General features: G+C 42.3%; 8 protein-coding genes. All 8 read right to left on the reverse strand.

Annotation, left to right across the window (positions count from 1 at the left end; all coding sequences use genetic code 11):
- Positions 1-2 precede the first annotated feature (2 nt).
- The 8 genes from FC07_RS08865 to FC07_RS08900 all read right to left on the reverse strand — a co-directional run bounded on the left by FC07_RS08865 (position 3) and on the right by FC07_RS08900 (position 12217).
- Entirely contained in the window at positions 3-1988 is a 1986-nt protein-coding gene (locus FC07_RS08865; protein ID WP_057904756.1) for a glycosyltransferase family 2 protein, read from the reverse strand.
- Positions 1978-3069, reverse strand: coding sequence for a bifunctional glycosyltransferase family 2/GtrA family protein (locus tag FC07_RS08870; protein WP_057904746.1), 1092 nt, complete (start codon positions 3067-3069; stop codon positions 1978-1980). The genes FC07_RS08865 and FC07_RS08870 overlap by 11 nt, the downstream gene beginning before the upstream one ends.
- A 565-nt stretch (positions 3070-3634) precedes the next feature.
- Positions 3635-5965, reverse strand: a complete 2331-nt coding sequence (locus FC07_RS08875) for a hypothetical protein (RefSeq protein ID WP_155797794.1) — start codon at positions 5963-5965, stop codon at positions 3635-3637.
- Between the two features lie 178 nt (positions 5966-6143).
- Positions 6144-6710, reverse strand: coding sequence for a WxL domain-containing protein (locus FC07_RS08880; protein ID WP_057904748.1), 567 nt, complete (start codon positions 6708-6710; stop codon positions 6144-6146).
- A 200-nt stretch (positions 6711-6910) separates the two neighbouring features.
- On the reverse strand, positions 6911-7492 hold the full coding sequence (locus FC07_RS08885; RefSeq protein WP_057904749.1) for a WxL domain-containing protein: 582 nt from the start codon (positions 7490-7492) through the stop codon (positions 6911-6913).
- Between the two features lie 260 nt (positions 7493-7752).
- On the reverse strand, positions 7753-10431 hold the full coding sequence (locus FC07_RS08890; protein WP_057904750.1) for an L-type lectin family protein: 2679 nt from the start codon (positions 10429-10431) through the stop codon (positions 7753-7755).
- A gap of 31 nt (positions 10432-10462) precedes the next feature.
- On the reverse strand, positions 10463-11494 hold the full coding sequence (locus FC07_RS08895) for a WxLIP family cell surface protein (protein ID WP_057904751.1): 1032 nt from the start codon (positions 11492-11494) through the stop codon (positions 10463-10465).
- Positions 11495-11635: 141 nt separating this feature from the next.
- Positions 11636-12217: a WxL domain-containing protein gene (locus FC07_RS08900; protein WP_057904752.1), complete on the reverse strand. Its 582-nt coding sequence runs from the start codon at positions 12215-12217 to the stop codon at positions 11636-11638.
- Positions 12218-12293: the final 76 nt, after the last annotated feature.

A 12293-nucleotide genomic window follows, 5' to 3' on the forward strand; every position in this document is an offset into this window, starting at 1 on the left:
CATTACCCCTTAAAATTTGGCCGTTGTCGATGATTGAGTTTGATCATCAACGCATCCAGTCGCTTGAAGCGCATGACAAAATTCATATACAACTCATCAAACGGCGTGATCCACCGGTCTTGTTCATCCGGCAGCAATTCATTTTCCCCATCGTAGATCAGCTGTAAGTAGTGATTACGATCTGCGGCAGTCGCCAAATCTGTCATTACCGCACCATAACTAGGCACGTCATCCGTCGTTTTGCGCATGATCTGCCCGGTGACCTTAATGTGATGTCCTTCATGATCTAGCCAACCCCTGAACTGGTCGCCACGCGTAAGCGCTGGTTCAGGCTCTTGAAACTGAAACGAGAAGCCGCCGTCAGAAATATCTTCCGTGATGATCTTGGCATCCATCCCATCAATGGTCATGGCCCCTTGTACATGCCGCGCAAAACGCTCCGAGTTACGCACGATACTGCGTCCTAGGCAGATGAACACGCAAAACGACAAGTTGATGAAGTGCATCACCAACCAGAAGGTGATCACTGAGCCGACAATAATTTCAGAGCCCCATTTGCCGTAGTTGAAAACGACGATTGCAATCAACGTCAGCAACCACATGATCAGATACGGCAAAATGTACAACCTATCCTTAAATGTCGAGCGTGCTTTTTTGTTGGTGACCTTGAACTTTTTTTCTTTGATTCCCAGTGTTTCTAGCAACACTGGCAAGAATAGATATGGCGCAAAAAACGTCTCTTGGACTTCGCCCCACCGCTCATCGCGGATCTTACTAGAGGCATCACCTAAGACGAAGTGTAACAAAAAATAACCCGGTGCCCATACAATCATCAAAATCCAAAAATTCGCATTGACCACTTGGACTTTAAACAACGCATATAATAGCGGGGCTGCAATATAGATCAAGCGGCGGCTAAATGACCACCAATACAAATATGAATTGATCAAAATAATCCGGTTGAGTATCGGGATCTTAGGATTGATAAAGATGTGCAAATTCCGACAACTTTGCATCACCCCGCGGGCCCAGCGCGTCCGTTGTTTGATCACGCCTTTCACATCAACTGGTGTGGTCCCACTTGATTCAGGTTCTTCAGTCGCTAAGCTGGTATACCCTTCAAAGTTGACGCGTGCCCCTAACTCAAAATCTTCCGTTAAAGTATCCGTGGGAAAACCACCCACAGCGTCGATGGCTTCACGCAAAAACACAGCGTTAGAACCAGTAAAAAGCGCCGTTTGATTAGACCCATTGAGGATATTCACGTCTCGCGAGAAGAAATCTTGTTCATTGGCGACGATCTTTTCAGAATACAAGTTGAACTGAAAAATATCCGCATTATAGAAGCTTTGCGGTGTTTGGACAAAGCCCAGCGTCTTCGTGTGATCAGGGTCGGCTGCAAGTTCAGCCCAATTCTGGGTAAAAAACGGCACTGAATGTAACAAAAACGTTGAAAATGGAATCATATCGGCGTCTAATATCACAAACAATGGCGCATGAAGCTGTTCAAGAGCATGATTAATATTCCCTGATTTAGCTTCTTTGTTATTTTCCATACCGATATAACGGATATGGTATTCTTCAGCCAATGCAGCAGCTTCTGGTCGGTTGCCATCATCACATAACGCAATGGTGACTTTGGATTGGTCAGGGTATTTGATAAACGTCGCAGCATTCACCGTTTTACGCAATAGATCGATGTCTTCGTTGTGCGTACAGATCAATATGTCGACTGCTGGCAAAGCAATCTCCGGGGTAAAGTCTGGCACTTTGATCCGCGCTTGTTGCTTATTGAAATTCAACATCCGCAACGCGATTAAGATGAATGCGGTGAAATTGGAGAATAATTCACTCCCGACTAACAATAACGCAAAGATCAACACAAAAATATTGGCATGCCACGGGATGGTAAAAAATACCCGCCAAAGCAAGTAAATCACTGACAAGATCAACGCCAAGATATAAACGAACCGTTTTTTATTCGACATGTCCATTGGGATGTGCCTCCACAAAGATCAACCGCTTTTGTACTTGATAACTCACTAAGAACAATAAGAAGTCGATCACCATTTTGATTATCGTCAAGCCTAAGGTCTGATGCCCAACCAAGTCAACCGCGGAACCCATTAGCCCTGTCAATAAACCAGACAAGCTCATTTGCACCACCATGATTGCCCCATACTTTACCAGAGTTCGCTCACCTTGCCCATCGAAAACCATGTGATGGTTCAATGAATAGTTAGCGACTGCAGAAAGCAAGCGTGCTGCCACAGTAGCCATCATCACCTCAGTAAGTGTCATAGCATGTGACAAATGGATGAATAACGCAAATAAACTGTTATCAATCACAAACGACACCAGCCCACTCAACGCAAACTTAAAGAAACGCAGATAGATTGCGACTGAATCTCTGATCACGCGAAAATGCGAACTTACATTGCCATCCAGATAAATGGTTTCGATCGGCTGTTCCACGATCAAAACCGAGTTAGCCTTCGCTTGAAGCAACATCGTAAATTCAAACTCAAAACGATCACCACCAAAAGACAACGCCTTTTGCGCGTACGACATTGGGATCACTCGCAAACCAGTCTGAGTGTCAGAAATCCGCAGGCCGGTCAAAAGCCGCACCAGATTATGAGTCAACACATTCCCAAAACGGCTGCGAAATGGGATTGCTTTAGAAAACTGTCTGCTCCCCAATATAAGCGCGTCTGGATGTGTGGCAAAAAGCGCCACACACTTTTGTAGATCCGATAAAGTATGCTGTCCATCCGAATCCAACGTTGCGATCCCCAAGCAATCTGGTAGCTTATTTTCAAAATATCTGAAACCCGTCTTTAAAGCAGCTCCTTTTCCTAAGTTCTGCGGATGATGAATGACGGTAACTGCGTTAACAAATTTCTGTTTAATTTGCTCAAAAATAGTCTGGTCAACGGTACCATCATCCACCACTAGAATGTTGCCCATAAATTCCGTGCTTATCAGGTCATTCAATAACTGAATTAAGCGTTGATCAGGCTCTAATGCCGGAATCAAGATGCCAATTCGTTTGTCTATATTGCTCATAAGTGTCCCTCCAATACGTCACTGTTACCAATATTCAAATATTTGCTAGTTTTTTCCTGAACCAATTATGGATGTCATTTTCAGCAATTACACAATTGATTAAATCAACTTTGAACTCCCTTAAGATCTAGATGCTTTTAAAATGAATGATCAACGCTACTTGACGAAGCGCCGTTAAATATGAGTGCGTCGTCATATTTGATTAGCACCACGCGTCATAATATTCTTATCGTTTTATAATCATTTTATTTCAGGAAATAAAAACGACCCCTATTCCGACAGACCAATGGCCTCCGAATACGGGTCGTACTTTAAGCTTTTTTCATCATTAAAGTTGAGCATGTTATATGAGATTATGGGTCTATCATATCATCATATTCTCAAATAAACACGCATTTTTTCACGTTTAATAGTTAAATTTTTACAATATATGAGATTTTTTAAATTAAGCCGTTATCATAAAAGAAATATTAATTTCTACAGCATATTAAATAAGACTTTATTTTAATTTACTCAATACAATTAAGGCTAATAAACGACAAAATTATATTTATCTTAATTTTAATTAGCTCAAAAATGCAACTAATACATTTAAATCATTAAAGGCAGCAGACTGACCATCATATGCTGTAGAACCAAATAATGGACTTGTAGCGTCATTATCCAACATATTTTTCAGAACGTTCACAGCATCAGTATATAATGCTTCATCATTTATGACACTGGCAATTTGAGCAACATAAGCATATGTCGATGCTGCTGTATTCTTTTCAACGGGTGTTCCATCTGGATAATAATTGTTATATATTGTTTCATTTTTGGTGTTGTCTTTTAACCAATTCAGACTTGCCGTTTGTAATTTACCAACTTTCGCTAAATTGAGCATTACCAACAGTGAGTCAGTAATATTTAACGTTCCCTCAACTTCATTTAATGAATACAACCCTGTATTATAGTCATAAAATGTTTTATACCAAGGGAAATCATCCCCTAAATAACCATTTTCAATAATACTTAGTTGTTCTTGTAGTGCATTTGTATTGAGGCCCTTTAACTCATAAATATATTGTAAAACTGATAAATCAATGTAATCCAACCGGATCTGGCTTTCCTGATGACCGCTGAAATCTGAGCCATCCGTCATTAAATAGTCACTATTTAAACTCAGTCCAATAAAACCAGAAATTAAGTTATTGACTTCTGAAATCCGTTCAGTGTTATTATCCTTTTCATTTAAAATCAGCATTGCTTGAATAATTCGTAAATCGTCTATTGAGGCGCTTCCACTTTCTAAAATACCAGTTGTTGCATTATAACTCCAAGAAAAGCCATTAACAGTAGCATTATAGAAACGTGCTTTAACCGCCTGGTAATACTTATCAAATTTTTGAGAATTTCCATCCAATGCTAATGCTAATAAATACAATCCACTAGTTTCTGTTATTTCTGTCTGCTTATCTTGAGCATCTTGATAACTTTCAAATAATACACCTGTTTCATCTGGCAGTTGCGTTTCAATATAATTTTGAAGGTTTTCAATCTGGCTATTAAGATCCAGCGTTTTTCCATACTGATTTAGTGTTATGAGCTGATCAATAATCGTTTGATCTACGTCATTGTTAATGCTCGGGATGATTGATACAGGGAATTGTGCTATTTCAAATGAATCATGCCCCGTATACATTACAATTCCAGATTCATAATCCTGTATTTCAAAATTAAAATTTAATGACTGATTGCCCAATAAAATTAGGTCTAAAACAAATCTCCGATTGACTGAATCATAACTCAAGCCGGCTGGAGCGTCATTTAATACCACATTTAGATTAGCGCCATATGCGTACGTACCATCACTCTGCAAATACCCCTGATAAACACTAGCCAATGGAACGTATATTTTACCACTGTAAATATTATCATCTTTAATCATCGTAGCATTTAGAAAGTCAGTATTTAATATAATACTAGTAGTCAATTGCGCATTAAGTAGCCCATAGTTCATAGAGCCGGTCGTCACAGTTACATGCTTTAATTGTGATAATCCATTTGGCAGTGTTTCATTAGAAACAATCGATGGAACCTCACCTAAATCAATATCAACTAAATTTTGAAAAACAGTAAAATCTGGCAAAGATTCCGTAATAACATTTCCAGAAAAATCTGCAGAAATAAGTCCTGTAGCAAATTGTAATCCCGTCAAATCGGTTATATCTTTATTAGAAGCCGAAAAGTATCTTAAATCCGTCATCATTTCCTGGGTTATCTGATCAACAGCAGTCGTAATGTAGCCACCATGATCATTGGTTGCTTGTCCCAAATCATGTAATGAATCATAAACGGCTGATTGTAATTTCACATCTGGCATCCAATCACTAACCGAATTTAAATTAACTTGTTCTGATGCATTTATACTATAATCTTGTTCAATCGTATTGATATCACTATAGTAAGTATTTTCATTATTGATATTAAGCGATGATACTTCAGAAACTTTATCATTTGAATAACGATTACTATCTTTTTGACTTTCATCAATCCCTATTTGTGGCTTTGATTCTTTTGAAAAACCATTATTATCTATTCCTTTACTAGAGGCATTTACAGATACATCGGTATTTGCATCTTCAGTAGAAACAGCATTTTTCGTTGACTCAATCGGTGCATTACTGTTATCACCCCCCTCATTCTCAATATCATTATTTTCCGATACTGGCTGTTCATTAGTAGATTCTTCATTGCATATTGACGTAGCAGTTGCTGTTTTCACTCCAGAATCTTCTTCAACATAATCATTCTGAATGTTTGAATTTGTTACGGTATCAGCATAAACACTTTGTACTGAAAGAACGAATATAACTGGCGTAATTAGTGTTAAAAAACATTTTATTAATCTCATTCCTATCACCTCTTTTTTATATTTTTGTTTATCAACCTAAAAATAACATATTACATATCGTCAAGTGAATTAATAACCATACCGATTTACACGCACTAATCAGCAATTTCTAAAAATAAAAACAAGACCATTTAATTCCTTTTTCAGGAATTAAATGGTCTTGTTTATCTCACTTCAATTAACTCGGTGCATTAGTCATGGTCCAGGTAATATCCGCATGGTAGCTGCCAGCCACATTGCCGGCTGGTACAGTTAATTGCGCGGATTGGATCACATCTTGCCAAACACCGATACCACTACCAGGGCTTGCAATCATCATTGGCGAAAAAAAGCCAGTCATTCCTGCATACAATTTACGATTTGACAGCGTAGTGGGCACACCACTTTGATTGTCACTGTCTTTAGCCAGGGGTGTTGCCGTGCCAAAGGTTAAAACAGCGCCTTTCAAAATACGATCACCGGCTGTGAAATTGCCTAATGTGGCATACACCGTATAATTCGCTTGTAATCCTGGATTCGTCACCTGGATGGGCGTTGTTAAGTTTGTCGTATAAGTCGCCGCTTTTTCAGAAATCGTTTGGGTGCCAAAATCCACATCAGGTGCTTGATCCAGCGTAATGGCACCGCCTGCCGTTAAGTTCAAAGAGGCATCCGTAGTTGCGGCTGTGTCGGCCATGGCTGGCTGCGCCACAATGCTCATCATGCAAAACAAGCCGGCTAATAATAAACTGATCCGTCGCAACATTTAGATTTCCTCCCATCGTTAATTGTGAATAAAAAAGGCCCGCCACGCAGCGGGTGAAGTTTCCCTGCGGACGGGTCGTCCTTTACAATAAAACCGTAAAGGTGAGCAGTTCTTTCAATTGTATTCACAGTATAACGAGAATCTAAATGCGAAACAAGTTCAGTTTCACAAAGTCTGAGTTTTGAAAACTGAACATAAAATCAGTTGACAGGCACTGCGGCTAATGACCACATCAATGTGGCGTGATACTGTCCTGCCAAATTACCTGCTGGCAAGCTTAGCGCGACTTGTGGTTTGGTGTAAGTGGCGTGAAATTCGCCAACACCTGAACCAGCTGGTGCCACTAACAATGGTTGGGCAGCCCCGTTGGCATCGAGTGTCACCGCTTGACTTAAGGGTGGCTGGCTCACATTGGACTGATCCGTTGGCACCGCCGTCGTGGTGGCAAACCGCAACTGCGCACCTTTCAACGTTTTCACCTGGTCTGTAAATTCACCAGCTTGAACCGACAATGTGTAGCCCGTGCTTAAGCCAGGGTTGACCACCGCAACTGGTGCATCTACCGACTGGGCCTGAAACTGACTGGCGCTTACTGAAATGTGTTGTGTCCCAAAATCAATATTAGGCAGTGACTTTAGTGCCAAGGTCCGATTGGAATCGTTTGGATCGGCTTGCAGTGTAATGCCAGCCGTTGTATGCTTCGTCTGCGCCTGCACTACAACAGCGATGCCAAATAACAGGCACACCCCCAATAGCACGCCCACCAACTGTTTCAGCCACAATGTCTATCCCCAATGCGTCATTTCCGGCCTCCATTTTAATTGCAGTTTAATCAATTTTTACTTCAATTTAATGATTTACTCATAACTTTATTATTTATACCACAAAAAATTGGACGATACCACTTAAATTTAAGCTTTTGATCAGTATTTTTTACGAATTTCAGCCAAAAAAAAGCAGCTAAGTCCTAACATCACAAAGACTTAGCTGCTTTTAAGATTCATTAAGAAATAAGTTCATTCACATTCGTTTATGAGCAGGGTTACTGGGCGGCATTCACTAACGTCCAAGTTAACGTGCCGTGATAGGTGGCCGGCGTGGCGTCCGACCGAACTTGTGCAAAAACACCTTGGCCGGAAGCCGCGTCAGTGATTAAATTGGCATGCGTCCAGTCCTCAGTGACGCTGGTCACTCCATTACTGTCCTGTGTGGCAGTGTCAGAAGCGGCAATTTGAACAGGTGCACTTAACGCCGTAGTGCCAGTCCCGGACTTGTAATACAAGCCACCGGCCAATGTTTTGCCGTTGGTAGCCGTTAAGTTGGTACCGGCTAAGGTTAAGGACCAAGTGGCGTTAAAGGTATTGGTCACAGCTGCAGAAAAACCAGTTTGTGACGCAACAAAAACGCTCCGCCCGGTTAACTGATAATCTTGGAAACTCAGATTAGGATCAACATTTAAGCTCAGCTGTCCAATCACCACTTGCGCTGGCGCCGATAGATTGCCAGACTCATCAAGGGCCTGGATCTTCACCACATTTTTTCCGGTTGCCAAAGCCTGATCTAAAACGGGGTTTTGCTCGGTACTGGTTAAATCACTGGGTGAAATGCCATTCGCTGCCAACTGAAATTTAAAGTAACCTTTGGTATTGGCATCACTCATTTGAATCCGCTGAACCGGTTGGTTATTCACTTGGATCAATAAAGTAATGGCCGAATTTTTTCGATTATCCACATCACCATTGGTATCTGTTACCAAACCAGTGACAGGAATTGACGTTAGCGCAGTGGCATCAATTTTGGTGTGCTCTGGCAATACGGTTAGATTGCCATTGGTTTTATCTGGAATGCCGTGTAAAGTATAGGCCGGTAAATCAGCCGTTTCCGAATGAGCATCCGTTTTAAACGTCGCTGTAGTGGTCTTAATGGCCACATCAGCGCTTTGTTGTTTACTGGGCACCTTTAATGAAAAGCTGACTTTTTGTAACGTCTTCATGTTGCCTTTGATCTGATAGCCATTTTTAATTTGATCTGCCGTTAACTTGGTAGTTTGACCATCCTGGGTCGTCATTGTACCGCTGGCGTTAGCCAAATCTAAATTGGTTGGTAAATTAAAGTCAACGGTTGGATCCTGCCAATCCTGTGGGCTATCCGCCCCGTAAGTCAACGTGTAGTCGTATTGTAGCGTATCGCCGGTGTACGCCTTGGTTGTGGCCACATCTGGCTGCCCTTTTACATTGAGATCCTTTACCGCAACTGTCGCTTTGGCATTGTAACCAGGAGTGATCGTAAAAGCTGGCGTTTGTTGTTGCTTTTCTAAAGCCGTTCCGGTACCAAAACTCGTCGGGCTGGTTAACGCTGTGTTCGCCAGTAAATAGTTTTCGGCGCCGCCATTGCGGAACTGATAGCTGGCAGCATCCACCTTCGTGTCCGTGGTCACCTTCTCAGCCGTCCCCGTTAAGGTCACCGTTACATCATCCCCAGCCTTTAAATCAGGTAACGTGGCCCCTGTACTGGTTTTCAAATCCGCTAATGCCACCGTACTTGTGGTGCCTGAACTGGTTTTCAGCGTTGCTTTGGTCCAACCCACATGCGCTGGCAAATCTGCCTTTAGCATGGCCTTTTGCAACGTTTTTGAGCCAGAAACAGCTTTCAGCGTATACGCATAGTCCAACTCATCCCCGCCATTAACAGTATCACCACTGTTAATCGTTTTATCCTTTTGGGTATGATCCGTTAATTGACCAGAAGCTGTTGTTTTCACGTAATCTGAATACGTATCTAGAATGATGCGATTCATATTTTCTTCCGCAGAACCGGCCTTGTCATAGCTGGTGAAACCGAAGTAGTACTTCTTACCAGCACTGTAGCCTAATTGTGTGAGATCAAGTGCTTGGTTGCGCACTTCGTTAACTGTTTTAGGAGCATTGGTGGTTGCATCACGATCATCATACCAATAGCTTAAGGTGCCCTTGGTACTGGAAATTGGTGTGTAACCAATGGTAACGTGGTGCCACGTTGCATCACTGCCTAGGGCAATCACACCATTATGATTCAAATAAGCAAAGTAGCTACCCCTAGGCCCATCGACTGTATAGCTTGTCTTTGAGGCAGGGTAAGTCATGGCAATATGTGGCCCATTCGTCACTTTCTGGTCAAAGGCTGAATTCGAACCCCAATTCGCATCCTGATTAGAATAATGATCAAATTCTACTGCTACACTATTTTGAATCGCTGAATTGGCAATACCTGAAATATAGTCATCTTCCGAACGAAATAGACCACGCCCTTTGGTCACATCTCCATAAACACCTAGGGTCTCACCGGCGCTACTGGTACTTACTTTTTCCGTGTTACTGTTAGGCTGGATTACGAAGGCCATCCCATCATTATGCGTACTGCCATTGTCTTTCCCTAACAACGTCCAAAACGACATCGCCCAAGCATGGTCAAAGGAGACATCTGCCCCACTAGACCAGACTTGACTTTGGTTGACGCGTAGCTTCAGTAATAACGATTGAAACCCAGTTGTTTGCGACGTATTGGCAGTATTGCTATCACCACCGTACGAGTTGGGGTCCGTATTAAAGGGACTCACCTGTGCACTTTGGCCAAAGCCTGGTAGGGCATCATCAGCATGGACGACCTGGCTAGCGCCCAATAACAGCCCGCAAGCAAGCAGTAGCCAACCACTATGTTTTATGAGTTGTCGTATCAACTTCATGACACTTCCCCCTCCTTTTTTACCCATCACCTTATTGATCTGATGGTCGACGTCGCTTGATCAATACGATCACAACGCCTAATAAAATAATAATCAAAACGGCCAAACCGATAATCAACCATAACATCCAATTGTGACTGTGCTTTTGATCAACAGCAGTCTTGTTCAACTTATTCGCTGTTTTGGTCGTGATCGTAAAGTTCTTGGTGAAGTGCCAATGATACTTGCCGTTACTGGCAGTGGCCGTTAAATCCAAGGTGTATTTGCCAGCCTTTAAGGGCGTGTTATTGGCATTGATCGGTAAGGCAAATGCGCTGTTAGGCGCCACACTCATGTTGGCTTTCTTCATATGAAAGACCGCTTTAGTGCTACCGCGTTTTAAAACTTTGGCATTGACTTTCAATTTATGAATGATAGTCGGTTGTGTATTTTCTAAATTCGCTGAAACGTTATTCCGATAATTGATTTGTTTGGCTTTGACAGAATGAAGCACCAGTTTGGGCTTCACATGGGTCACATCTGCTTGCGTTTGAACCTGCAAGCCAATCACATAGGCAAATTTGTTGGTTAAACTTAGGCCCTTGCTCTTTTGATTACTGGCGCTGGTATCCAATTCAGCAACCTGGATCCCGGCTAAGGCAATCCCCTGAAACGCTTCTTGCGGGGCTTTTAAGGTCAAACTCACATTTTTTGTGGTTTTAGCCGGTACCGTCACCGTTTCAGGCTGTGGCACCATGCTTTCGATATTCGCCTTTAATGAATTGGGCTGTTTCACATTATGCTTGGTGTAATCGATCACGCCATTGATATTCGTTGCGGCGCGGTTGACACTGACCCGATACTGATGGGCCGAACTGTCCGTATTTTGAATCCGAATCGTTAAGTTCTGTTGCTGGCCAGGGGTGACTTTCAAATTAAAATAACTGAGATCCGCATCGACCTGATTGCTAGGCAATTCTGCACTAACCGAATAGTGCAGCGTCTGCGCATGAACGCCGCTAACCGGTAATAACAGCAGCGCCCAAAATAACGCGACGAACGTTAACCATAATTTTTTCACCATAACTTCTCCTCTTTAAGCATAAAAAAGGCGTTAACCCGCGCATTTAGGACCAAGTATCCCGAATGGCTGACAGCTAACGCCCGCTTACGCGCTTTATTAGTTTCAGTATAGCAAATCTATACCGAAAATACTAAATTTATTTTAATTTTGTGGTGCGTTGGTTAACGTCCAAGTTAAGTCAGCCTTGTAAGAACCCGCAACGTTCCCGGCTGGTACCGCTAAGGTTGTGGTTGTTTTATCAGGCATGGATTGCCAAACACCAACCCCAGTGTTGCCATCAGCGGCTGAGAAAATGGTTTGCGCACTGCTGTTAGTGGTGACGGCAGTAGCTGTTGGGGCGGTACTTTGGTTGGCCTCAGCTGTACTAACTGTACCTTTACCAATCGTTAAAACAGCCCCTTTTAAGGTATGACTATTGTCACCTTTAAATTCTGAAGCTGCCACCGTTACCGTCCAGCCAGAGTTAACCCCTGGGTTGGTAACTTGAATCGGTGTGTCAATGTTTTCAGCAGTATAAGTTTGGGCACTTGTGTCAATATTGTGTTCACCAAAATCAATGTTTGGCGCTGAATCCAACGTAATGTCTTTGTCAGTTTTACCATCGTCACCTTTTTGAGTGGTTAAGTTAATGGTTCCGTTAGTTGTTGTTGGCGTAGCCGTTGTTGCTGTATCACCATCTGCCGCAAAAACCGTTGAACCTAGGGTGGCGATGTTTAAGCCCATTGCTGCAATCGCCGTAACAGTTAACCTGAATTATGCATATCTTTTCCTAAACCTTAACGAGAATGCTGCTACACCA

This window comes from Loigolactobacillus bifermentans DSM 20003, from assembly GCF_001434575.1.
Classification (GTDB): domain Bacteria; phylum Bacillota; class Bacilli; order Lactobacillales; family Lactobacillaceae; genus Loigolactobacillus; species Loigolactobacillus bifermentans.

What these genes read in the sequence shown, in the direction of transcription:
- FC07_RS08865 (WP_057904756.1), bottom strand. Translation starts at nt 1,988, where the DNA reads ATGTCGAATAAAAAACGGTTCGTTTATATCTTGGCGTTGATCTTGTCA.
- FC07_RS08870 (WP_057904746.1), bottom strand. Translation starts at nt 3,069, where the DNA reads ATGAGCAATATAGACAAACGAATTGGCATCTTGATTCCGGCATTAGAG.
- FC07_RS08875 (WP_155797794.1), bottom strand. Translation starts at nt 5,965, where the DNA reads ATGAGATTAATAAAATGTTTTTTAACACTAATTACGCCAGTTATATTC.
- FC07_RS08880 (WP_057904748.1), bottom strand. Translation starts at nt 6,710, where the DNA reads ATGTTGCGACGGATCAGTTTATTATTAGCCGGCTTGTTTTGCATGATG.
- FC07_RS08890 (WP_057904750.1), bottom strand. Translation starts at nt 10,431, where the DNA reads ATGAAGTTGATACGACAACTCATAAAACATAGTGGTTGGCTACTGCTT.
- FC07_RS08895 (WP_057904751.1), bottom strand. Translation starts at nt 11,494, where the DNA reads ATGGTGAAAAAATTATGGTTAACGTTCGTCGCGTTATTTTGGGCGCTG.
- FC07_RS08900 (WP_057904752.1), bottom strand. Translation starts at nt 12,217, where the DNA reads ATGGGCTTAAACATCGCCACCCTAGGTTCAACGGTTTTTGCGGCAGAT.